General features: G+C 69.8%; 17 protein-coding genes and 1 pseudogene. 8 read left to right on the top strand and 10 right to left on the bottom strand.

Annotated elements, in window-relative coordinates:
- Nucleotides 1-54 precede the first annotated feature (54 nt).
- The 5 genes from WMF17_RS30985 to WMF17_RS30965 form a co-directional block, all read right to left on the bottom strand.
- Nucleotides 55-522 carry a hypothetical protein gene (locus WMF17_RS30985; protein ID WP_437596779.1) on the bottom strand — a complete coding sequence of 156 codons (468 nt, stop codon included), beginning with the start codon at nucleotides 520-522 and terminating at the stop codon, nucleotides 55-57.
- A gap of 387 nt (nucleotides 523-909) precedes the next feature.
- Nucleotides 910-2,052: a hexokinase family protein gene (locus tag WMF17_RS30980; protein WP_437644558.1), complete on the bottom strand. Its 1,143-nt coding sequence runs from the start codon at nucleotides 2,050-2,052 to the stop codon at nucleotides 910-912.
- A 129-nt stretch (nucleotides 2,053-2,181) separates the two neighbouring features.
- Nucleotides 2,182-3,348, bottom strand: coding sequence for an AgmX/PglI C-terminal domain-containing protein (locus WMF17_RS30975; RefSeq protein WP_437644557.1), 1,167 nt, complete (start codon nucleotides 3,346-3,348; stop codon nucleotides 2,182-2,184).
- Nucleotides 3,349-3,546: 198 nt separating this feature from the next.
- Nucleotides 3,547-3,984, bottom strand: coding sequence for a response regulator (locus WMF17_RS30970; protein WP_437596776.1), 438 nt, complete (start codon nucleotides 3,982-3,984; stop codon nucleotides 3,547-3,549).
- A 312-nt stretch (nucleotides 3,985-4,296) separates the two neighbouring features.
- Nucleotides 4,297-8,445, bottom strand: coding sequence for a chemotaxis protein CheB (locus WMF17_RS30965; protein ID WP_437644555.1), 4,149 nt, complete (start codon nucleotides 8,443-8,445; stop codon nucleotides 4,297-4,299).
- Nucleotides 8,446-8,698: 253 nt separating this feature from the next.
- On the opposite strand from WMF17_RS30965, the gene WMF17_RS30960 reads away from it, so the two are divergent.
- Complete coding sequence (locus WMF17_RS30960) at nucleotides 8,699-9,370, top strand: hypothetical protein (protein WP_437644553.1); 672 nt, start codon at nucleotides 8,699-8,701, stop codon at nucleotides 9,368-9,370.
- Nucleotides 9,371-9,405: 35 nt separating this feature from the next.
- Here the strand turns inward: WMF17_RS30960 and WMF17_RS30955 are convergent, their stop codons facing one another.
- Entirely contained in the window at nucleotides 9,406-10,020 is a 615-nt protein-coding gene (locus tag WMF17_RS30955; RefSeq protein WP_437644551.1) for a hypothetical protein, read from the bottom strand.
- A gap of 101 nt (nucleotides 10,021-10,121) precedes the next feature.
- Nucleotides 10,122-12,623, bottom strand: a complete 2,502-nt coding sequence (locus tag WMF17_RS30950; protein ID WP_437644549.1) for a M1 family aminopeptidase — start codon at nucleotides 12,621-12,623, stop codon at nucleotides 10,122-10,124.
- A 313-nt stretch (nucleotides 12,624-12,936) separates the two neighbouring features.
- On the opposite strand from WMF17_RS30950, the gene WMF17_RS30945 reads away from it, so the two are divergent.
- The 5 genes from WMF17_RS30945 to WMF17_RS30925 all read left to right on the top strand — a co-directional run bounded on the left by WMF17_RS30945 (nucleotide 12,937) and on the right by WMF17_RS30925 (nucleotide 17,655).
- Nucleotides 12,937-14,202 (top strand): hypothetical protein, encoded by a 1,266-nt coding sequence (locus WMF17_RS30945; protein ID WP_437644547.1) that lies wholly within the window; start codon nucleotides 12,937-12,939, stop codon nucleotides 14,200-14,202.
- Nucleotides 14,203-14,213: 11 nt separating this feature from the next.
- Nucleotides 14,214-15,680: an OmpA family protein gene (locus WMF17_RS30940; protein WP_437644545.1), complete on the top strand. Its 1,467-nt coding sequence runs from the start codon at nucleotides 14,214-14,216 to the stop codon at nucleotides 15,678-15,680.
- Nucleotides 15,681-16,091: 411 nt separating this feature from the next.
- The gene (locus tag WMF17_RS30935) at nucleotides 16,092-16,322 is read left to right on the top strand and encodes a hypothetical protein (protein ID WP_437644543.1); all 231 of its coding nucleotides are present in this window, start codon (nucleotides 16,092-16,094) and stop codon (nucleotides 16,320-16,322) included.
- Nucleotides 16,319-16,996, top strand: a complete 678-nt coding sequence (locus WMF17_RS30930; RefSeq protein WP_437644541.1) for a hypothetical protein — start codon at nucleotides 16,319-16,321, stop codon at nucleotides 16,994-16,996. Before WMF17_RS30935 ends, WMF17_RS30930 begins: the two co-directional genes overlap by 4 nt.
- Before the next feature lie 11 nt (nucleotides 16,997-17,007).
- The gene (locus WMF17_RS30925; protein WP_437644539.1) at nucleotides 17,008-17,655 is read left to right on the top strand and encodes a hypothetical protein; all 648 of its coding nucleotides are present in this window, start codon (nucleotides 17,008-17,010) and stop codon (nucleotides 17,653-17,655) included.
- Nucleotides 17,656-17,665: 10 nt separating this feature from the next.
- Here WMF17_RS30925 and WMF17_RS30920 read toward each other — a convergent pair whose 3' ends face one another.
- Nucleotides 17,666-18,544: a hypothetical protein gene (locus WMF17_RS30920; RefSeq protein WP_437644538.1), complete on the bottom strand. Its 879-nt coding sequence runs from the start codon at nucleotides 18,542-18,544 to the stop codon at nucleotides 17,666-17,668.
- A gap of 2 nt (nucleotides 18,545-18,546) precedes the next feature.
- Nucleotides 18,547-19,071: a hypothetical protein gene (locus WMF17_RS30915; protein ID WP_437644536.1), complete on the bottom strand. Its 525-nt coding sequence runs from the start codon at nucleotides 19,069-19,071 to the stop codon at nucleotides 18,547-18,549.
- A gap of 395 nt (nucleotides 19,072-19,466) precedes the next feature.
- Between WMF17_RS30915 and WMF17_RS30910 the strand changes: the two are divergent.
- Nucleotides 19,467-19,685, top strand: a pseudogene (locus tag WMF17_RS30910) (IS21 family transposase); the annotation flags it as partial.
- Here the strand turns inward: WMF17_RS30910 and WMF17_RS30905 are convergent.
- The gene (locus tag WMF17_RS30905; RefSeq protein WP_437644535.1) at nucleotides 19,649-19,924 is read right to left on the bottom strand and encodes a hypothetical protein; all 276 of its coding nucleotides are present in this window, start codon (nucleotides 19,922-19,924) and stop codon (nucleotides 19,649-19,651) included. The pseudogene WMF17_RS30910 and the gene WMF17_RS30905 sit on opposite strands and share 37 nt — an antisense overlap.
- Before the next feature lie 949 nt (nucleotides 19,925-20,873).
- Between WMF17_RS30905 and WMF17_RS30900 the strand changes: the two genes are divergently transcribed.
- The gene (locus WMF17_RS30900; RefSeq protein ID WP_437644533.1) at nucleotides 20,874-21,740 is read left to right on the top strand and encodes a hypothetical protein; all 867 of its coding nucleotides are present in this window, start codon (nucleotides 20,874-20,876) and stop codon (nucleotides 21,738-21,740) included.
- Nucleotides 21,741-21,948: the final 208 nt, after the last annotated feature.

The following is a 21,948-nucleotide window of genomic DNA, read 5'->3' as shown; positions in this document are numbered from 1 at the left end:
TCCTGGGGCCGGGTCTCCAGGAGGGCCTCAGGGCCCTCTCCCAGGAGCACCCCCTCAGGTGAGGCTGATCCGCGGCCGCAGGTTCCGCTCGCGCAGGAACGGCTCGAGGTCGTCCATGATGTCGAGCTGCACCCCCGCCAGGCTCATCGCGGCCGCGATCGTCTGGATCCCCATGCGCCCGAGCTTGTTCATCTCGGGCGGCGGACGGACCACGATGTGCTCGATCCTGTCGCGCACGCTGAGCCCCCACTGCGTCAAGACCACGCGCGCCTCGGTCTCGTACCGCACCATGAGCGCCATGTCGTAGATGAAGTACGCCCGCTCCCCCGGGCGCATGACGCCCACGAGCTTCTGGTACGCGTCGACCGAGATGAACCGCGCCAGGTCGCCCGTCGCCGCCGTCTCCCGCAGGAGCTGCACGACCATGCCCGACGGCTGCGTGATCCACACCCCGACGCTCCCGCTGTCGTCGAGCAGGTGCGGCTGCCTTCGGAACGCGAGTCTGCGGTTCGACGGGAGCATGTCTCTAACGACGATAGCCATTCCGGCTGCCGGGGCCGGCCCGCGACGACCGGAGGCGCCCCGCCGGCCCATCCGGTCCGGCAACGCCGAAGCATGCTGCTGTTCCACACATCACCGACCGAACTCCTCCCACGGGGTCAACGCTGCGCCATGGTGGTCCCAAACGGCGGATACGGCCAGAAATGTGCGATCCTGCCGCCACAGGATGCCCGCGGCAGGGTCGCGCCGCCAGGCCGGACGCCGCGGTCGCTCTGGATAGATAAGCGTAAATCCTGGAAAATTGTGTCCTTTCGCGCTCCTGGCAACCTGTTCAGGCTTCGCGCTTCCGGTCCCGGCGCGCTCCTCGCCGCGCGCCGAGCGGCGAGCGAAGGCGACGCGCGCGGCCGATCAGGCGAACAGCGCGGCGCAGGCCGACCCGATCAGGTTGACGTGGTCGAGCCGGGCGATCCGCGGCTCGACGCGCGAGCCGACGAGGGAGCGCAGCGTCTCCTGCACCCGCGGCGCGTAGCGGGGATCGCCCCAGAACAGGCTGCCCTCCGCGAGGATGCCGATCCCCGGGGGGCTCTCGAGCACGTCGGCGACCGCCGCGAGCGCCGCCGCCACGAGGTCGGCCGAGCGCTGGAGCAGGTCGCCGGCGACCCGCCCCGCGTCCCCCGTGCCCTCGTCGCGGAGCCGCACGAGATCGGCGGAGCTCGTCAGGGGGGCATGATCCGGGCACAGCCGCGCGAAGAGCCGCGGCAGGTAGGCCCCGGACACCGCCTTCTCGAAGCGCTGGGCCCCCGGGTTCTCCGAGCTCGCGTCGACCTCCGCGTCGAAGGGCTGGAGGTGCGGAGGGTTGAAGTTGCCGTTCTCGAGGTTGACCGCCATCGGCGCGACGAAGTGCCCCGTCTTGAGCTTCGGGATGCGGCCGGCGGGGAGGAACGTGGCCATGTTGGTCCCCGTCCCCACGATGAGCCCGACGAACGCCGCAGCCTGCGACCCGCCGTGCGCGAAGGCGCCCCCGAGCAGGCTCGCCACCGTGTCGTTCAGCACCCGGACCGGGCCAGGCCGGAGCCTCCGCGCGCCGAGCGCCCGGCCGAGCCGCTCGCCCACGCAGGTGCCCTCGACCCCCGCGACCTGGACGCCCTTGGTCCAGCGGAGCAGCCGCGCATCGAGCGACGGCAGCGTCTCCGAAGGATACGAGAAGCAGTACCCCACCGGCAGCCCGTGCACGGCGCCGAGGCGCTCGACAAGCTCCGCCTGCACATCGAAGAAGGCGTCGCCCGCGACCTCCGGCCCGCCCGGGAACTTCGCCGGCTCGGGCCCCGCGACGATGCGCGACACGCCGCCCGGCAGGAGCTCCACGACCGCGGCGCGCAGGTTCGTGCCGCCGGCGTCGACCACCACGGCGCGGCCCGTCATCCCGTCCGGCGGCGGCGCGAGGTACGCAGGGAGCGCGGCGATCTCGGTGCCGGGCGTGGAGAGGCCGAAGACGATGCGGGCCGCGAGCGTGCGGCGGATGTCCTGGAGCTCGGTGAGCGAGAGCTTCATCGGGGAAATGCTTACCCTCTGGCCCCTGAGAAGGAAATAACTTTGCACATCAGGCCGCGAGCATGCTTGGCGCCGGCCCCGCTCGGACGGTAGATGTTCACCGCCTCGCCCCGGCGATTGCGCTCTGCGTCACCTGGCGGACGTGGCCGAAGAGCGGTTGTCGTCCACACCGAAGACGACGGGATAGACCACCGTGGCGACGCTCTTGCGGTCCGTGGGGGAGGGGAACCGGAGGCCGCGGAAGACGTCGAGCACGCAGCCAACGACCTTTGGATCGCGGAGCGGCGGAGCGGTCGACGACGGCGCCGATGCGCCGGGCGAGGGGAGCGCGATGAGGAGGGGCGCGTCCGCGGGCGGGTGATCGGCGTCCCCCGCGTACGTCACTTTCCCCTCGCCATCGACGGCGAGGTGCACGGGAATGCGCCCCTGGAGCTTCGGGTTCTGGCGAAGGCCCTTTTCGTAGCAAGCGCGCATTGCGCCGAAGTTCTCCTGGACGACGCGCCGCACGACCTGGGGTGGAATGTGCGCTTTGCCCTTGATCGGATCATAGGGGTTGCTCTTGCAATGGCCGACGATGCTCCGGACGACCTTGGCGTCCTGATCGAGGTCCCGCTCCAGCCCGGCGCGGCTGGCGCCGGCCTTCTTGCGGTCGGGCGCGACGAGGGACGCCCGGAATTTGCGGACCGCGGCGCCGGTCCGGGCGAAGCTCTCCCGGAGCTCGGTGGCCGCCTGGGCGAGCTTCGGATCCGAGGCCGGAACCGCGGCCGTGCGGGCCCAGAGCTCGAGCCGGTCCGCGATCCGCCGGAGCACGTCGGGCGGCGTGTTCAGATCGGATTGCCGGAGCACCTCGATCATCCGTGAGGCCTTCTGCACCTCCGGCCCGAGCGCCTTGCAGTCGGCCTCGAGCGAGCGGGCGGCGCGTCCCTTGTCGGCCGGGCGGACGGGGGCGCGCTCCTTGTCGGCCGAGTGGACGGGCGTTCGCCCCTTGTCGGACAGGGGGATCGGGGCACGCTCCTTCGGGGCGTCAGGCGCGCTGTCGCGGGCGCGCTCGCTTCCAGGCAAGCGCAGGGCGGCGCGCTCCTTCTCCTCGGGCGCGCGCAGGGGGGCCTCCTCGGGCGAGGGCAGGGGGGCCTCCTCGGGCGAGGGCGGGGGGGCGTGCGTCTCTCCGAGCGAGCCGTGCTGGGCGGCGCTCAGGACGTGCGCGGGACCAGCGTCGGCTGCCGGCTCTCTCCGCGACGCCGCCCCGCAGCCCAGCAGGGCATGAACTCCGACGAGGACGAGCAGCGCGCTTCGCATCGGTTCCTCCGAGGTGCGTCCGACGTACGGTCCGCCGTTTTGATACAGTACACCGGTCCGAACAACCGCTGCACGCGAAAGCTGCACGCGAAACGGCGGCGCCCTCCCGGAAGTGCGACAGGCGGGGCAGCGCGCCCCTCTCACACACCCCCTCCCCACACCCCCTCACCTCGCGAGGCCCGCCCCGGAGCGCGCGGCTCAGTACGGCGAGGAGCGCGTGCGGTCCCCCTCGTTGTCCACCTTGTCCGGCTCGGCGGACGAGGCCTTCGACGAGGCGGCGATGAGCTCGCGGATGCTGCGCTCCAGCTGCTCTATCCTGATCGGCTTGCTCAGGAACATCGCGTTCTCCACCTGGCGGAGGCCCTCTCGGATGGCCGGGTCGCGCGTGCCGGTGAGCAGGATGATCGGGAGGTCCGCGCGGACCTTCCGGACCATGGAGACCAGCGTCAATCCATTGATATCGGGTAAGTAATAATCCGTGACCAGGACGTCGGCCTGCATGATGAGCGCCCGATTCTCGAGGGCATCCCTGCCGTGGAGAAAGCAGTGCACGCGATGGCCGTCGAGCGTGAGGATGTCCTGCCACCCTTCGCACAGCTCCTCGCTGTCCTCGACGATGATGATGTTCAGGAGCATGCTCCCACCACCACATGGGCCTGCGTGCCAACACGCACGCAGGGCATTCACGACGGACTAGCAGTTCGTGCGACGGACGTCGAGGTTTCCAGTCCCAGGGGCGCGCCTTGCTCGAGGCGCGGGCCGTCTCCAGCGCTCCAAGTAGGCGTGAGGCAGGCGTAAGGTTCAACCTTACATGAAGTCGTGTACTCTACGCAAACTCACCGTCGATTCAAGGGGGCCGGCCCGGGGAACGAAGCCCGGGGGCGCCGCTCGGACGAGCCCGTCCACGCCTGCGGCGAGCCCAGGTGCGCACAAAGTGCGCGGGGGGCCTCATGCTTGCTTCCGGGGTAGCTCCAGCTCGAAGCAGGTATTCTCGTGCTCCGTGACGAGCCTCAGATCGCCTCCGTGGTGCTGCGCGATGTTCCGCGAGAGGCTGAGGCCGAGCCCGGTGCCGTGCTCTTCCTTCTTCGTCGTGAAGAACGGGGTCATGATCTTCTCCGCGAGCCCGGGATCGATCCCCTTGCCGCTGTCGATCAAGCGCACGTGGACCTTGTCGTCCGAGGAGCGCGCCTCGATCCGGATCCATCGCTCCCGGAGCGCCGAGATGGCGTCGACCGCGTTGTTGATCAGGTTGATGAGGATCTGCACGATCTGGACGGGGTAGCAGTCGATGACGAGCTCCTCCCGCGGTAGATCGAAGCTCAGCTGGACGCTCGCCGGCTGGAGCCGGAAGCCGCTGACGCGGACGGCTTCCCGGATCAGCTCCTGGACGTCGTGAGGGCGGAGCGTCTCGGACTCCATCCGGGTGATGGACTTGAGGCCGGAGATCACGTTGGTGATGTTCTCGACCATGCGGTCGATCTCGGTCGCGACGCGGGCGAGGCGCTCCTTCTCCAGCTGCCCCCGCTCCGCGAGCCTCTTCAGGAGATCGGTCTTCGTGGTGATCACGTTGAGCGGCGTGTTGATCTCGTGGGAGATCCCGGCCGCGACCTCGCCGAGCGACGCGAGCTTGCTGAACTTCGAGAGCTCCTCCTGCTGGGAGAGGATGATCCGCTGCGCCTGGACCCGCTGCGTGATGTCGAAGATCAGGAGGATGAGGTAGCTCGGCTCCTCGGCGCCGAAGTTGACGGTGGCGGTCCGGAGCTCGATCCAGAGCTCGCCGCCCGTCCGCTCTGCCAGGTTGATGGTGAACGACGCGAGCGGCCTCTGGCGGGCCGCCTCCGAGACATCGGCGATGCGCGGCGACTCCGCGCCGCGCAGGACGATGCCGAGCAGCTCGTCGAGCGCGAGACCGTGGAGCTCGGCCTCGCCCCTGCCGACCTTGTCGGCGAACTCGTTCGAGGCGAAGGTCACCCGGTAAAGCCCCTCGTCCGACTCGAGGATCGCGAGGCCCGCGTTGGACGCGGAGACGACCTTCTTGAAGACCTCGAGGTGCTGCTCGTGGAGCACCCGCTCCGTGATGTCGAGCGCGATCGTGCAGACGGACTGGGCGTTCCGCCTGTCGTCGAGCAGGGGGAACTTCGACGACAGCCAGTAACGGAGCCTGCCGCCCACATGCAGGCTCTCCTCCTGCCACGTGGGCGACCGGCTCTTCAGCACCTCGAAATCGCGCTCCCGCAGCGCGCTGCCGGCCCTCTGGCCGAACAGCTCCTCGTCCGTCCTCCCCAGCACGTCCTTCTTGGCGCGCCCGAGGACGTCGCAGAAGCGCTGGTTGACGTAGACGTAGGCGCCGATCGCGTCCTTCATGGTCACGAGCGCCGGCGTGTTGTCGAGGATGGCGGAGAGCCGCTCCCTGCCGAGCCTGCTCTGGGTCAGCGCGTGCACGAGCTCGGTGTTGTCGACGAAGCCCACGACGGCCCCGTCCACCTCGCCCTCCGGCCCCGGGATGAGCTGGATGCGCGCCTCGAAGTGCCGGTCGACGACCTCCAGCTGGAGCTTCATCGGCCGCCGCTCGCGCGCGCTCTCGATGATCATCTCGAGGACGGGATCGACGTTGAGGTGCGCGAGGGCGGCGCGGACGTGCTGGCCGCGATCCACCTCCGAGATGCGGAACAGGTGGCGGGAGGCGGGGTTGTAGTCGGTCAGGCGGAGGTTCTTGTCGATGACGAGGAGGGGATAGGCGATCGCGTTCTGGATCGCGACGAGCCGCTGGTTGAGCGTCGTGAGCTCGGACGATTTGACGTTGATCTCCTGGTTCAGCGTCGTCAGCTCCTCGTTCGCCGACTGGAGCTCCTCGTTCGTGGTCTCCAGCTCCTCGTTGGTGGACTGGAGCTCCTCGTTGGACGACTGGAGCTCCTCGTTGGACGACTGGAGCTCCTCGTTGAGGGCCTGGAGCTCCTCGCCCGCGGTGTCGTGCTCCTCGACGAGGGTCTGGAGGTGCTCCCGCGTCGCCGCGAGCTCCTGCTCGAGCCGCCGGATCTGCTCCCCCGGCGCGAGGCGGGAGGCGCTCGCGGGCGCCTTGACCGGGCGGGGCGGAGCGTGCGGCGCGTGGCTGAAGCGGATGATGAACTCGGTCCGGCCGTCGGACGGGAGCGGCACGACGGTGAGCTGGAGCCGCCTCTCCTCGCGGTCGACGACGAACGCGTGCCGCTGGTCCCCCTTCGCAGCGTGACCCGACCGCTCGGCCCGGTGGAGCAGCGCGGTGAGCTCGATCGCCGCGTCGGGCGGGAGCAGCTTCTGGATCGAGACGGTGGGCTCGCCCTTGGGGAAGTTCAGGTACCGGTTGGCGTTCCCGAACACGTGCCGCACCCGGTGGTCGTCGTCGACAAGGACCGAGTCCGGGGCGAAGCCGTTCACCATGGCGTTGAAGAGATCGATGGCTGTGGTGGACTGGCGATCCTTCGTGATGAGCGCGCTCTCGCGGTTGAACTCCTGCCTCGAGTACGACCGCGGGAGGTCGCCCTTCCTGGCGGACCGGACGAAGATCTTCGCGTTCCTGTCCGTGAGCTCGAACCGATCGCCCACGGTCGTCGCCGACTCGGATTTGCCGAGAAACAGCGCGCCCTGGTCGTCCATCGCGAAGTGGAACGTCTTGAGCGTGTGCTCCTGCAGGTGGGGGTTGAAATAGATGAGGACGTTGCGGCACGAGACGAGATCCAGCTTGAGAAAGGGCGGATCCCGGGCGACGTCGTGGCGCGCGAAGACGATGGCGTCGCGGATGTAGTCCTTGATCCTGAACGACGGGTCCTGCTCGTCGAAGTATCTGGACCGCAGCCGGGAGGGGATGTCGGCGACGGAGGCCTTCTGATAGAGCCCCTTGCGCGCGACGGACATCGCCTGCTCGTCGATGTCCGTCGCGAAGATCTGGACGTTGAGCTGCTTGTTCGCCTTCGCGAGCGCCTCGAACACGAGGATGGCGATCGAGTACGCCTCCTCGCCCGTGGCGCATCCGACGACCCAGGCGCGGAAGCTGTCGCCGGGCCGCTTCCGGTCGATCCGCTCCGCGATGGCGGCCGCGAGGGCCCTGAACGAGGGCTCGTCGCGGAAGAACGACGTCACCGAGATCAGGACGTCCTGGAAGAGGAGCCTGCCCTCCTCGGGGCGCACGCGGAGGTAGTCGGCGTAGGCCTCGATGGACTCGCAGCGCGTGGCGATGACGCGCCGCTCGATCCGCCGGCGGACGGTGGTCTGCTTGTACTGGGCGAAGTCGACCCGGCTCGCCTTCTCCAGGAAGGAGAGGATGCTATGATAAGGATCCTGCTGGCTCAGGCCGAGCTGCCTGAGCGAGGCGTCCGGCGGGTCGGAGCGGCCGGCGAGCTCGTTGAATTTGCTGAGCTGATGGGCCATCTCCTCCAGGCCGAGCTCGAGGTCGACGGCGCCGGTCTGCTTCGCGGCGCGCGGCATCCCGTCGTACTTGGCCGACTCGGAGGTCTGGCAGAGGGTGACCCCGCCCGCGGCCTTGATGGCGCGGACGCCCTGCGCGCCGTCCGACCCCGTCCCCGAGAGGACGACGCCGATGGCGTTCTCGCCGTGGTGCTCGGCGATCGACTTGAAGAACAGGTCGACCGAGGGCTTCGGGCCGACCCGGGTCTCGGGCTGCCGCAGGAGGAGGACGCGGCCGTCGGCCACCACGTCGGCGTTGGGCGGGGTCACGTAGACCGTGTTCGCGCAGAGGACCTCGCCATCGGAGACCTCTTTGACGCTCAGGGCGGTGCAGTGGCCGATGATCTCGACGAGCCGACTCCGATGCTGCGGCGCGAGGTGCTGCACGATGACGAGGCTCATCCGGTCGGCGGTCTTCAGGCCGCCTATCAGGACCCTGAGCGCCGCGAGGCCGCCCGCGGAGGAGCCGATCCCGACGACATAGGTGGGGCTCGCGTGGGCGAGCGGCGCGCGGGGGGCCGGCGCTCCGGTGTCCTCGGCGCGCTCGGCGACCGGGCCAGACGTACGAACATCCAGCCTGGGTGTGACCTGCGCAGTCGCTGGCTTCTTCTTCCTGCTGGATGGCCGCCTGGCGCGGGTGCTGTTCTTCGTGCTCATGGACAACAACAGACCGCGAGGGGATCGGGGTCGCGAGGATACCGGACGCGGGCGTAGGGGACCATCCGGTACCACGCTGCCCGGGCCGGCGCAGGGGGCCGCAGGCGACGGCGCGCCCGCGACACGCCTGTGGCGGCTGCTGGGCCGGATCGCGCGGCGGGCGAGGGCAGGGGCTGCCGCGCGGGCCGGGGATCGTGCAGGATGCAGGGCGCCTCACGCGGACGGACGCGAGGGGCGGTCGAGAGTGCACAACGTGAACAAGCGCGAGAAGAACGGCCGCGGCGGGGGCGGGAAGGACGATCACGGCAAGGGCGGGGGCGAGCTCGCCGAGGCGGCGCGCGCGCTCGAGCGCGAGCTCATCCGCTTCGAGGAGCTCGCGGAGTCGGCGCGGAGGCTGCCCCTCGACACGCGCAAGGGGCTCGAGCGCGCCGCGAGGTCGACGACCGAGGCCGCGGAGGCGCAGCAGCGCGTGAGCGTGGCGCTCGGGTCGCTCATCGCGGCGATCGCCGCGGCGCGGGATCGCCACGAGGCGACGGCGACGGCGCTCGCGGGGCGCGGCGAGGAGATCAAGCGGCGGGCAGAGCAGCTCGGGGAGCTGTTCCAGCGCTTCGCGGCGCTCGGCGAGGAGGGGCGGAACATCAACCAGCTGGTCCAGGAGGCCGCGGCGCGCCAGCGCGAGGCGACGAGCCCCGAGCAGATCGGGGAGGTGGTGGCCGCCATGGACGAGGTCGAAGGGCGCATGGGGCGCCTCGCGGACGAGGCGCGCGAGCTGGCTCAGGCGGCGACGGAGGCGGGGATCGTGGATCTCGCGGAGCAGGCGGACGGGATGCGGCAGCAGGTGACCGCGATGCGGAACAAGGTGGGGCTCCTGAGAAAGGGGATGATCGCGCGGCTGTCGGGGACGGGGGGGACGGGGCCGAACTAGGGGCGGCGGATACGCCTCTGGGAAGTGAGGGGGGGCTAGGACGACGGGGACCGACAGAGCGTGAAATAATGATCGAGCGACTTCTCACCCTTGAACGCGGCGCCGATGGAGACGTCCTTTGACACTCGGCGCATGAAGTCGCGCGTTCCGTTGTAGACGAAGAACTGGAGGCCTCTGTCGTTGGGGACGACCGAGGGCCAGCCGTCGGGCACGGGGCCGTCCGGGACCTGGAAGTAATCGATCACGACCGCGCCGCGCTCCTGCCACGCTAGATTGCCCGCCGTCGGGAGCGCGACGAAGAAGCCAGGGCCAATCCAGGAGCGCGTGAGCCCCTCGTTGTAACCGAAGAGCCGCGCGCTGCCGTCCTCGGGCAAGGCAAAGCGCTTCTCGAAGGAGCGGAGCGGGGACGGGAGAGGAAGACTGTTCCTGCCCTTGTGATGAACTGCAACACGACGCGGGGTGCCGTCCGGGACGAAGAAGTCGAGCGTGAGCGGGGGGGCGTGGAGCGCGGCGGCGTAGAGCGACCGCTGATCCGCGCGGGTCGTGGTCGACAGGGCGTGGAGGCGCTCGTCGTGCGTCAGGCCATCAAGGTGCTCGGCGAGGCGAGCTACCGGGGCGTTCTGGCGAAGAAGTTGGATGAGCTCCGACATGGGCAGAGGAGCCTAGCAGCGTTCCGCTTCGGCGCAGGCGGCCAGCCTCGCCTTGAAACGAGGCCGGCCGGGCGAGGCGCCATGTCGCGGCGAGCGACGCCTCAGCCGCAGTCGGAGGGAGAACGCAGCAAGGCCGCGGCGAGATCCGTCAAGTCGGCGCCGTCGAGACCCGCGGCGAAGCGGCGGAACGCCTGCTCGTCACCGCCCGTCAATGCGTGGGCCGCACAGACGGCGCGGGGATGGACCGAGCGGGCCGCGGGCGCGCGGAGCACCCGAGTCAGGCCCTCCAGCGCCTCCTCGTTGCCTGCCGCCGTGGGCGCGGCAGAGGCCACCACGGCGCGGAGATCCGCGGTGAGGACATCGGAAACGTCGGTCACGCGGAGCACGCCGGCGAAGAAGGCGCGCCACGCGGGGAGGGCGGCAGGGTCGAGCCCCTCCAGGTACGCCGCGAGGTGCCGGAGCGCGAGCACGCGCGCGCGCACAGAGCTCGACGCCAGCGCGACCTGGCCCCACGTGCGGAGCGCCGCGTCGGGCGGCAACCTGAACTTGGACAGGTACTGGAGCCGCGCGTCCGAGACGCCGCCGGTCGCGAGCCCGGTCCGCAGCGCGGACCAGTCCTCGGCGAACAGATCCTCGGGCGAGACGACGCTGCTGCACGCCGCGTAGCTGTCGACGTAGTCGAGCCCGTAGCTGTAAGGAGCCCCGGCGAAGATGTCGGTGAGCACGCTCGACCACGCGCCGCGGATCTCGACGTCGAGGCCCGGCGCGCTCGCGGCGTCGCACGCCGCGGCGAGCGCGACGGCCCGGGCCGCCTCGGCGTCGAGGCCGGCCACGAACGCCTCGAGCTGCTCGGGCGCGAGCCCCGGGGGCAGGCCGCCCTGGAGCGCGGCGAGCTGGTGCGCGCCGCCGACGTCGAGGAAGCGCGAGACCGCGTCGGGATCCGACGGCACGCGGCGCGGGGCGAGCGTCGCGGCGTAGGTGTCGAGATCGCGCTCGGTGCTCAGGAAGGCCCACTCGGGGTGGCGATCCAGCGGATCGACGACGAGGAGCTCGGAAGGCGCCCCGGGCGCGACCTCGACGCGCTCGGCGGGCGCGAGCGTCTGCACGCGGGTGAGGCCGTCTCCGGCCACCCAGGCGAGCTCCAGCGGGGCGACGAGCGCGCCGTCCGGGTCGTGCAGCGTCACGAACGCCCCGCCGGAGGCCGCGGGCTCGACCGTGAGCCAGGGGAGCGCCCTGGCCGCGACCGCGCGCCGCGCGCGGGCCAACGCCTCCGGGCCGAGCGCCGGCGCGAAGGCGTCGAGGAACTCGTCCGTGCCGATCGTCCCGAAGCGGTGCTCCTCGAGCACGCCGCGGAGCGCCGACCAGAAGGCGTCCTCGCCGGTGAGGCTGCGGATCTGGGTGAGCAGCCAGGCGGCGCGGCCGTAGGGGCCGCTCGTGTACTTCTCGCCCGGCGCGAGCGATGGATCGCGGACGGCATCGCCCGCGTGGGGGCCGAGCTCGTCGCCGTTCAGCGTCCCCGCGCCGCTCTCGTCCGTGTAGGCGCGGACGCCCTCCTGCTCGAGCAGCGTCGCCATGCCCTCCTTGATCCAGAGATCGTCCCAGGTCTCCACCGTCACCAGGTCGCCGAACCACTGGTGCGCGAGCTCGTGCGTCGTGAGCAGGAGATCCGAGGCGAGCGCAGGCTCCGTGCTCCGCTCCTCGCGCTGGAAGCTGATGCTCGCGTGCTCGATCCCGCCCACCGAGAAGTCCGGCAGGAGCACGAGCGCGTACTTCTCGAACGGGTACGGCACGAGCAGCTCCTCGAAGCGGCCGATGGCGCGCGCGATCTCGTCCAGCATCTTGCCGTGATCGCCGGGCAGCCCGCGGCGGCGCCAGATCGCGATGGGGAGATCCCCCTTCGCCCCGCGCTCGACCTCGAAATCGCCGATCGCGAACGCCATGAGGTAAGGCGGCAGCGGATAGGCGGTCTCGTAACGGACGAGGCGGCCGGAGGCCCCGAGGTCCTCGTCGCCCACGAGATCGCCGTTCGCGATCAGCGACTCGCCGCCGTCGACCCGCATCGCGACCGAGAACAAGGCCCGGTCCGAGGGCGCGTTGTGGCACGGCATCCACCGCGACGCCCCGAGCGGCTCCGACACCGTGTAGACGGCGCGCACGGGGACGGGATCGCCCATGCGCGCCGGCACCGCGCGGAGCGCGTCGCCGGAGAGCGCCTCGTAGTCGATCTCGATCGCGATCGGCTCGCCGCGCGTCGCCTCGGGCACGCTCGAGAGATCGACCGCGAGCGCCGCGCGCGTCGGATCGAGCTGGTGCGGGAGGGCGCCGCCATCCTTCTGCCGGACCTCCTTCACCTCGGCGACGGCGCTGTCGAGCACGACGACGCGCGGGCCGTCGCCGGTGACCGACAGCGTGAGGCCCAGCGTCGCGACGAGGCGGCCCCGCTCCCAGTCGAACTCGCCCCGGAGATCGTATCGCTCGACGTCGAACGCGCTCCCCTCGAGCGGCGCCGGGCCTTCCCCCGAGCACGCCGCGACGAGCGATCCAAGCAGCAGGCAGGCCACCCGGAACGCTCCGGGGCGGTGTTTCTGGACAGTGCAGTGCATCCGGTCTCCTTCGATCGGAAGAGGCGATTCATCTCGCCGGCCGGAGGCTGCAGCCCGGTAACCCGAGCCCAGACAGGCGCAGCGACGCGTAACTGACCTATGGACAGTTACAGAACCCGCGCCCGTGGCCAAGCGGAGGTGACGCGCCGGAGATCGCGGCGGGGAGGCTCGGCGTTGAAAAAGCAGGGCGCTCGGTTGGGTGCGCCACGGGCACGCGGCGCGCGCACCCTTGCGTACCCCGGGCGCAGCTCGTCTGTCGTTTCGCCGTTCATTTGCAAGGGTTACAGCGACCTATGCGAGGATGCTGCCCGCCATGGCACATCATCGAGAGGGGTGGAGGAGGGGGCGTTGGCTGGCCGCGCCCCTGGCTGTGGGCGCGGCGCTCGCCGTCGCGCTCGTTCCGAAGAGCTCGTCCGCGCAGACGTGGACCGGCGGACGGACGACGCCGGTGCTCGACGAGATCGTCGCGATCGACAGGACCGGGGAGCCGCGCTGGCCCTACGGCGACGAGGACGTCGCGAAGGACGGCGCGGCGACCTTCGCGGAGCCGGAGCGGTCGATCGATTTCCGCACCGCCTACGCGGTCGCCGACGCCGGGCGGCTCTGGGTGCGCGCCTACGTGTCGGGGACGACCGCGATCGGCGCCCAGACGACGCTCTTCGTGTTCATCGACGCCGACAAGAACCGGGCGACCGGCGGCACGGCGAGGGCGCCCGAGATCGACCCGCGGTTCACGGCCGACGCGTCGATGGGCGGCTACGAGTACGTGCTCGGCGTGAAGGGCGACGGCACGCTCTCGGACGTCTGGAGGTTCGTGGCGCCGCCGGGGAGCTACGAGCGCGTCACGGTCACCGACATGCAGGTCGCCACCGAGGCAAGGACGGACGTCGATCCCCTGCTGATCGGCGAGGCGATGCGGGGATACGTGCAGGGATCCATCGATCTCGACATCGTGGGCGTCAGCGTCGCGTGCGCGGCGAACCTGTACTTCCGGTCGGTGAACGACGCCGCGGAAATCGGGCCGGGCGATCTCGACATCGGCCTCTCCGCCTCGTGCGTGGCCGACGACGGGGACGGCGACCGCGTGCCCGACGTGATCGTCCCGTCGTCCGGCTGCACCCGCGACGCGGACTGCGCCGGCGCGGGCGTGTGCGTCGAGCGCGACTGCGTGCTGCCGGTGTCGTGCGTCGACGACACCGACTGCACCGGGGACGAGGACTGCTCGCCGGATCACCGGTGCATCCCCGCGCCGTCGGGCAGCTGCACGTCGGACGCCGGCTGCGGCGACCTCGTGTGCGTGGGCGGGCAGTGCAGCCCGTGCTCGCTCGGCGGCGACAGTTGCGGCCCGGGCGCGCGCTGCGCGCCGACCGGGCGCTGCGTCGACGGCGAGGCGTCGAGCGGCGCGGGCGGGCCCGGCGAGCCGGATTTGCTTGAGGGCGATGCGGTCCAGGGCGGCGCCTGCGCCTGCGCGACGGGGCCCGCGCCCCTCGGCGGCGGCGCCCTCTCGCTGCTCGCCGCCGGCGGGCTCGCGCTCGCCTGGCGCAGACGCCCCCGCCGCGGAGCGGAGGCCGGCCGATGAAGAGGAGACCCATGCGCGCACGGATCACCGCCGCCACCGCCTGCACGATCTTCACGACCCTCGCCGCCGCGACGAGCGCGTCGGCGCAGGAGACCGACATCGACATCGAGCGCTTCAAGCCCGCCGTCACGCACGACGCCTTCGTGGTCACCGAGGGCTCCGGCGTCCGGGAGCCCGAGGATCCCTGGGAGTTCGGGCTGCTGCTGAACTACGCGCGCAACCCGCTCATCGTCGCGACGGGCGACGGGGACCTGCGGACCCAGATCGTGAGCGGCCGCCTGGGCGGCGATCTCATGGCCTCGGTCACCATCGCCGAGCCGTTCGCGCTCGGCCTCGACATCCCGTTCTTCCTCTTCCAGTCGGGGGAGGGCTCGCCGTCGTTCGGGGGCATCGGCGACATCCGGCTCGTGCCGAAGCTGCGCATCCTCGACGACCGCGACTCCATCGGCCTCGGCCTCGTGGCCGAGCTGCGCGTGCCCACGCACACCGGCGATTTCTCGGGCGGCGCGCGCAACGTTGTGTTCTGGCCGCGCATCATCCTCGATCACCGGTTCGCGCCCGGCCTGCGGTTCGGCGTCAACGCGGGCGTCGCGATCCGCGAGGGGACGACGTACGCGAACGTCGAGGCGGGGAGCGAGCTGACCTACGCGGCGGCGCTCGGCTACCGCTTCGGCGGCATCGACGGCAAGGTCGAGATCGGCGCCGAGGCGAACGGCGGCATCGGCTTCACCGCGGACGACCTGAAGGAGGAGGAGACGCCGCTCGAGGCGCTCGGCTACGTGAAGATCAACCCGAGCAAGGAGTGGGAGATCGTCGCGGGCCCGGGCATCGGCGCGCTGGCCGGCTACGGCGTGCCGATCTTCCGCGTGTTCGCGGGGGTGAAGTACACGCCAACGTCGCACGACCGCGACAGCGACGGGGTCGACGACGAGCGCGACCAGTGCCCCGACGTGCCCGAGGATCGCGACGCCGACTACGACAGCGACGGCTGCCCCGAGGAGGACGCCGACGACGATCAGGACGGCGTGGCGAACGTGGATGACGAGTGCCCGGACGAGAAGGAGACGATCAACGGCGTCGAGGACGACGACGGCTGCCCGGACAAGGGCGAACCGCGGGTCTCGTACGAGCAGGGTCAGATCGTGATGCGGGATACCGTCCGCTTCCGGTCCGGGTCGGCCGAGCTCGAGCCGGAGTCGTACAAGACCCTCGACCAGGTGGCGCTCGTCATGAAGGCGAACCCGGAGGTCGAGCGGTTGCGGATCGAGGGGCACACCGACGAGACCGGCACGCGCGAGCTGAACCTCCGGCTGAGCCAGGAGCGCGCGGACACGGTCCGGAAGTACCTTATCCAGAAGGGCGTCAGCCCTGGCCGGCTCACGGCGGAGGGCTTCGGCCCGGACAAGCCGCTCGCAGAGGGCGACGACGACGCGAGCCGGGCGAAGAACCGCCGCGTGGAGTTCGTGGTCGACAACTGAGGCGCGCTCCTCCTGGAGCGCGCCGCGCCTCCGCGATCGCAGCTCAGCACGACAGGGGCTTGGCCCAATTGGCCCCGGAGTGATTCACATGAAGGCGGGAAGGGGGCGACCAGGCAAGGCTGGTCCCGAGGGAAAGGAGTGAGCGGTAGCTTCTGAAATCGGGTTTGCTGTCCAGCGGGTGCGAATCCTGCCCGGTTAAGGTTGGCGGGGACGCGCGTGGTCTCGACGGCCTCCGCGGGACCATCGGTCACGCCGGCGGCCGCCGCCGCCAGGAGGTTGGCCGCTGCGCCCTCGGCCGCCATCCTCTCCGCCCAGACGAACGTGGCCACGGTCGGCGCGGCTCCTGCGAGAGCGGGACCACGCCGGCGGGATGGCGGCAAGAGCTCGGCACCTGGGTGTACCCTCGTTTCCATGCCGGAACCGGAATCTCCTGCGAACAGCGCGTTCTCGACGAAAACCAAGCCGGCGCGCGCAAAACAAGAATCCCCGGCCGAGGATTGCGATCCGAGCAAAGACCGCCATGACCTCCGGCAGCTCGTCGCGCGGTGTGGCGTCATCGACGCGACGGATCGCGCCGCATGCGACGAGCTCATCGACGACGCGGGCCGGGCCGAGCTCGGGGGGCGGACGCGCGACTCATGACGGAGAGCGCCAAGAAAACGGGGCACGCCATTCGTGTTCTGGCAGCGACGGTTCTGCTCGTCCCTGCCTTTGGCTCTGGGGTACTGGTCGGCAGATCGATCCTGGACCGGAGGCCACCGGCGGAGGAGAAGAGAGCGGAGCCTGCTTCGGATCCCCGGAAGCGGATAGACCGGAGAGAGCTCGCTGCATGTCAAGAAAAACTGGCAGGTCATTCGGAGCCGCAAGCGACCGCCTCGGCCGCCGATGCTCCTCCGGGGGAAGGGCAACAAGACGCTCCCGAAAAAGCAGCCACCGTCGAGGAGCTCGAGGTGGAGCTGAAACGGTGCAGGAAGAGCGAAATCCTGGTCAACGCTGAGGTTTGCAGCGCCGCGGCTCGTCAGTTCAGCGCGCTGATGGCTTTACCGAAGGATGGGTTGATGTGCGGGCCGAAGTCCAGGTCTGCCGATCTCATCGAGCAGAACTTCGAGAGCTGCGCGGCGCTCTCGGACATTCCCGCGGATTTTCGCTCGGGCGACCTCACGAAGGAAGAGTCGAGCCTCGTCGCGGAAGCGATCCGGGTTCGTCAGACGCTCACGGAAGACGAGCTGCTCCGCAGCCTGAAAGAGTTCGTCTGGACGTGCACGGAGACGCCCCCGAAACTCCCACCGATGATGAAGCAGGCACCGAAGCCTTAGGAGGTTGACACATGAGCAAACCCCCCGAGAGCGCCGGCCTCATGGTTCATCTCCTCATCGCGGTGGCCGTGCTCGGCCTCGTCTTTGGTGGTGGCGTGCTGGTCGGCTGGGCGACGCGGGAGCGCAGACCTCCGGCCATGGAAAAGAGCGCGGCGTCCATCCCTGATGCGGACGTGAAGCGGGAGCTCGCTGCGTGCCGACGCGCAGTGAAAGCGCGCGCGAGAGCCACAGCCATCCCGCCGGCCACGGCGACGTCTCCTCCGGGAGAAACGGACGACGCCGGGGTGGAGAAAGCCGCCGCCAAGGTCGAGGCACTGCAAAAAGAGGTAGAAGAATGCAGAGTACGAGAGACCTTGTCCAATGCCTACGTTTGCGGCACCATTACAGATCATAACAACCTGCTGTTCGTCTTGACATACAGCGCATCATGCGTGGACGAGGCGGGGGTTGGAGAGTTTCTCGTCAATAGTCTCGAAAAATGCACAAACTTCGACGACTTTCCAGCGCATCTGGACGAAGACGAGCTAACGCAAGAAGAAAAATTTAGAGTCGCACAGTCAGAGCAAAACCGCGCATTGAGGACAAAGAACGACTTGACACGTAATGTGCAAGAGACATTCCGCAGGTGCCGCAAAAGATTCGGACTGTCTCCCGAATGAACGAACGCGTTCATAACGTCATCTCCCAGACCGTCTGGGTGGGTGGGGCTTCGATGGGTGAACCGACCAGGTCGGAGGAAGACCAGGGCGTTTGCGTGTCGCGCGCGTGGTCGCCTCTCCCGTCGTCCAGCTTGTCGAGCGCGAAGGTCAAGGCACCCCAGAGCCGCCACCGAACGGGTATCGGGCCGCCAGAGAACTCGATGGGTGAGCGGAGCTCTAATCCCATCGCGACTTTATGACCCCATATCGCCAGGTCGCTGCCCCGGACCGCGAGCGAGGGAACGGCGTTGACGACACCATTCTTGCCGCCGACCATGATCCCCAGATTCGCTTGCGCGCGCTTGCCATGAAGAGCATAGAACCGCACGCCGCCGAGATACGCAATCGACAGGTGAACGTCTGAGGACTGCGGCATGATGGCCGCCGACGCCGCCCCCGTGAGCTGGATCAACGGCAGCGCGGTCTCCCAAAGGTTGATGTGACCCGCGGTGGCGGGTGCGCTGGTGATGACACCGCTCACGGGTTCGCTCGGCCTCTGCGAGCCCTGCCCCTTGGCGGCCATTTGCAGAAGCCACCCGCCGCGCCGGTTGTCGAAGAGAGGGACCCCCACGCCAATGCTCGCTTCGCCGATCCCGAGAGGGAGCACGGGCATCCCGCCGGCGCAGGGAGAGTATCGTATCTGCCTGTACGAAAAGCGCGTCATGGCGAGGAGCGGAATTCCCGCCACGCGTTGTCTCACTTGGAACTGCCCAACGCCCCAGAACCCGTTGAAGGGCTCGGGGGCCGCGCACGGGCCCGCGTGAGCGAACACCTTCGAGGGGCGGACAAAGGCGGAGACGACGATAATGGCGGTCGCGAGGATGCGCGCAGGCAGGACCATCACTACCACCCTCACTCCTCGGGGATGAGCTCCACATCCTCCATGGGGTGCGCCGCTGGCTGTCCCCGCGGCGGGCAGACCAAGAAGCTCAACCTCGCATACACGGGCTGTCCATCGGGCCCGAACTCTTTGATGACGTCGGGGGGATTAACGACCGCGCAGTACCCCGACTCGAAGAAGGTAAAATCCTCGGTGCACCAATTCTGCTCCAGTAACATCAAATAAACGTACTCCGAATAAACGGCGCTCTTTTTCCGGATTTCCTCGCACTGAGGACCATACCATTTTCTTCCGCGGAGGAGCGGATCTCTATTGTAATTCCACCCCTGACAACATTCGAACAAGCACTCCACGGGGATGCAGTTCTGATCGAACCAGTTCCCGACGACGGGCTGAGCTCTCTGCGGGTCATCGCCGAACGTGCAGCCCGCGAGGGCGAGCGCCGCGACAGCAGCGGCGATGACCATGGGTGCGGTTCGAACCGCCGTCCGGGTGATCCGGGCATCCACCCAGTTCCTCAATTCCTGGCGCCTCATGTGTAAATCTCCTCGAGGGGACGACACGCTGGACCTTGGCGTGCGTCGCGAAGGGCCTCTCAACAACGCATCCGACAAGCGCCGGCCCCCCGAGGAAGGCCCCTCCCAGACATAAACTACTGGCTCGGTCGCCGCAACGTTTGCGGCAGGTGTCGTCGAGCTCCTCAACGACATCGCCGCCGCGGCCGAGGCACATCTCGGGACGAGCTCGCGTCGTCACGCGCCGCCGCGTCGGCCGCCCCGCGCTCGGCAGCGGCGTCCTACCTCGCAGTCTGTGGAGCGCAGACGGACGCCGGGCACCACAGCCGCTCGCCCCATAGGATTTCGTCCAGATAGAATCGTGCGTTGTTCGCCTTGCTGCACCCGATGGGGACTCTTCGCCGCCCCGCCCGGGCAACCTCAAGTGCGCCGTCGTCGAGCGCCACGGCGACGCGATCCAGTTCCACCCCACGCTGCTGGCTCTGTCGGCGCATTACCGCTTCGAGCCGCGCCCCGTGGCCGTCGCCCGCGGCAACGAGAAGGGCCGCGTCGAGTGCGCCATCCGCTACGTCCGCGAGGCCTTCTTCGAGGCCCGGAGCTACGCCGACCTCGGCGCCCTCAACCGACAAGCGAAGCGCTGCTCTCTCGGCTCGAACCGCCCCGCGACGACCTCGTATCTTCGTTCCCCGTCCTCGCCCGTCGTGATCGCGACCTGCTGCATCCTGATCTCGCCCGTCGCCGGGTCGATCACGGTCCGCTGCCGCGTCTCGGTCACCTCACCGGTCGCCGGATCCCGAGCGACCTCGCACCGCTCGGCGACGGCCTTGCCGGTTGCGTCGTCGACCACGATGCGCTCGGCCTTGTCGATCGTCACGTTGACTCGCGGTCTGCGCGGTGCTCATCGCGCCGTCCTATGCGCGCGCGCAGCGGTCTTCTCGACAGCGCCGACGACCCAGCGACCGCGATCGCCCGGTCCCTGCCGACGCTGGCGCGCTGGTCGCCGCCGACGCTGACGCGCTGATCGCCGCCGACGTCCGCGCTCTCGTCCACGCCGATCGTCGAGCCGGCTCTCGCGGTCACAGTGGAAGTGCACGCGCACCCGCCCGAGCTCGTCGGTGTGGATCTCCTCGCCCGCCGGCTCGACCACGGTGGCGCAGTCGCTCCCGGTCACCTTTGGCTTCGGTGTCACGAGCGGCGGCCGGTACGGCGCCTCGGCGCTGACCGCTTCGCACGCCTGCGTCCACTCGCCGTCGTGCGCACCGCTGCGCGTGACGCCCGCGACGTGCCGCGCCGTGCCAGCATCGCCCGGTGGGCTGCCAGCACCTCCCGGCTCCCTGCCAGCACCTCCCGGCGACTCCACCAGCAGCCCCGGGATGCCTGCCAGCACCCGCTGGTACGGCTCCTCGGACCTGCTGGTACGGCTCCTCGGACCTGCTGGTACGGCTCCTCGGACCTGCTGGTACGGCTCCTCGGACCTGCTGGTACGGCTCCTCGGACCTGCTGGTATGGCTCCTCGAACCTGCTGGTACGGTTCCTCGAACCTGCTGGTACGGCTCCTCGGACTTGCTGGTACGGCTCCTCGAATCTGCTGGTACGGCTCCTCGGACCTGCTGACACGATCCTCGGCCGTCTCGGCGGCGCTGGCCGCGCTCCCGGCCCGCTGGGCCCACGCGCCGGTCCGCTGGGGCGCCCCCCGGGCGCGCCGGCGCAGCTGTGCGGAGACGTAATCGTGCTCTCCGGATCGCCGGAGCCCGCGTGGGTCGCTGCGAGCTCTGCCGTCGTGCTACGCCTGCCCGCTCGCCACCCCCACAGGAGGTAGGTTCATGGGAATCGAATTGTCGCAAGAGCAGCACGCCGTCCTGAAGGAGACCCGCGCGGTCGCCACCCCCGCGGAGTTCCGGACCCTCCTCGATACCGCGCGTCCCGAGATGGACCGCATCGTCCGCGAGGTCATGGAGCCGAGCCAACCCATCTCGACCACCCTCACGGAGCTCCGGGACCTCTATCTGTCCGTCGTCCAGTACGAGGCGCCGCTCGCGAGCAAGGCCTACGGCCCCGAGCGCCGAGCGCTTCTCCGCGGCGCCATCCAGCTCCTCGACACGGCGAACCTCTGGTTCGGCGAGGGCAAGCGCACCGGCGCCTACCAGGTGCGATCGATCGATCAGGTGCTCAAGGCGAGCCGGCCCTGGCGCGCGCGGCTCAAGGCGTTCGCCGACCAGGCGTTCGCGTTCGAGCCGGACGTCGCGGAGCAGTTCGCCGACGTGAACACGAGCGGCACGCTCACCGAGGAGACCAGCGACCTCGCCATGCTGCTCCGGCTCGCCGAGCAGCACCAGACCCGCCTTTCGCCCGTCGGCCTCACCGAGGGCTTCCTGCGCGAAGGCAGCGCCCTGCTCGACGAGGTGAGCGGCCGCGACCTGCTCGGCATCCTCGGCCTGCGCAACCGGGAAGAGGCGATGGTGCTCCGCAACTCCATCGTGACCTATGCCACGCTGCTCGGGAACGAGGCGCGCGCCGCCGGCGTCAACGCCTGCTGGGACCTCCCCGAGGCGAAGCGCCGCTTCAGCGCCGCCTCGTTCCGCAACGCCCTGCGGAGGCTCCGCCCGAAGCGCCGCGGCAGCGCCGCCGCGCCCGACGAGCCGGCGCCGCCCGAGCCTGCGCCGGTCGAGCCGACAGGCGCGCCGGTCTGACGCCGCGCCGGATCGAGAACGCGGCGCGCTAGCCTGGATTTTCACCGAGATAGTTTGCCTAACGGCGCAGCATGAGGCCGTCCCTCCGGCTGGGTAACCGGAGGACGCGGTTTCACGCCGAACGGCGTGAGCCAGGCAAGCGGCGGCATCAAGGACGTCATGAGGGAAAAGGATGCGCTATGGGCGAATTTCTCGTCCGTCAGCTTCT

The organism is Sorangium sp. So ce362 (genome assembly GCF_051519845.1).
GTDB lineage: Bacteria > Myxococcota_A > Polyangia > Polyangiales > Polyangiaceae > Sorangium.
The sequence above is the reverse complement of the archived record's forward strand: the minus strand, read 5'-3'. Positions and strand labels throughout refer to the sequence as shown.

Coding starts and splice junctions, on each gene's coding strand:
- WMF17_RS30975 (WP_437644557.1), bottom strand. CDS start 3,348: ATGCGAAGCGCGCTGCTCGTCCTCGTCGGAGTTCATGCCCTGCTGGGC.
- WMF17_RS30945 (WP_437644547.1), top strand. CDS start 12,937: ATGGCACATCATCGAGAGGGGTGGAGGAGGGGGCGTTGGCTGGCCGCG.
- WMF17_RS30915 (WP_437644536.1), bottom strand. CDS start 19,071: ATGAGGCGCCAGGAATTGAGGAACTGGGTGGATGCCCGGATCACCCGG.
- WMF17_RS30970 (WP_437596776.1), bottom strand. CDS start 3,984: ATGCTCCTGAACATCATCATCGTCGAGGACAGCGAGGAGCTGTGCGAA.
- WMF17_RS30935 (WP_437644543.1), top strand. CDS start 16,092: ATGCCGGAACCGGAATCTCCTGCGAACAGCGCGTTCTCGACGAAAACC.
- WMF17_RS30940 (WP_437644545.1), top strand. CDS start 14,214: ATGCGCGCACGGATCACCGCCGCCACCGCCTGCACGATCTTCACGACC.
- WMF17_RS30985 (WP_437596779.1), bottom strand. CDS start 522: ATGCTCCCGTCGAACCGCAGACTCGCGTTCCGAAGGCAGCCGCACCTG.
- WMF17_RS30950 (WP_437644549.1), bottom strand. CDS start 12,623: ATGCACTGCACTGTCCAGAAACACCGCCCCGGAGCGTTCCGGGTGGCC.
- WMF17_RS30980 (WP_437644558.1), bottom strand. CDS start 2,052: ATGAAGCTCTCGCTCACCGAGCTCCAGGACATCCGCCGCACGCTCGCG.
- WMF17_RS30955 (WP_437644551.1), bottom strand. CDS start 10,020: ATGTCGGAGCTCATCCAACTTCTTCGCCAGAACGCCCCGGTAGCTCGC.
- WMF17_RS30930 (WP_437644541.1), top strand. CDS start 16,319: ATGACGGAGAGCGCCAAGAAAACGGGGCACGCCATTCGTGTTCTGGCA.
- WMF17_RS30965 (WP_437644555.1), bottom strand. CDS start 8,445: ATGAGCACGAAGAACAGCACCCGCGCCAGGCGGCCATCCAGCAGGAAG.
- WMF17_RS30900 (WP_437644533.1), top strand. CDS start 20,874: ATGGGAATCGAATTGTCGCAAGAGCAGCACGCCGTCCTGAAGGAGACC.
- WMF17_RS30925 (WP_437644539.1), top strand. CDS start 17,008: ATGAGCAAACCCCCCGAGAGCGCCGGCCTCATGGTTCATCTCCTCATC.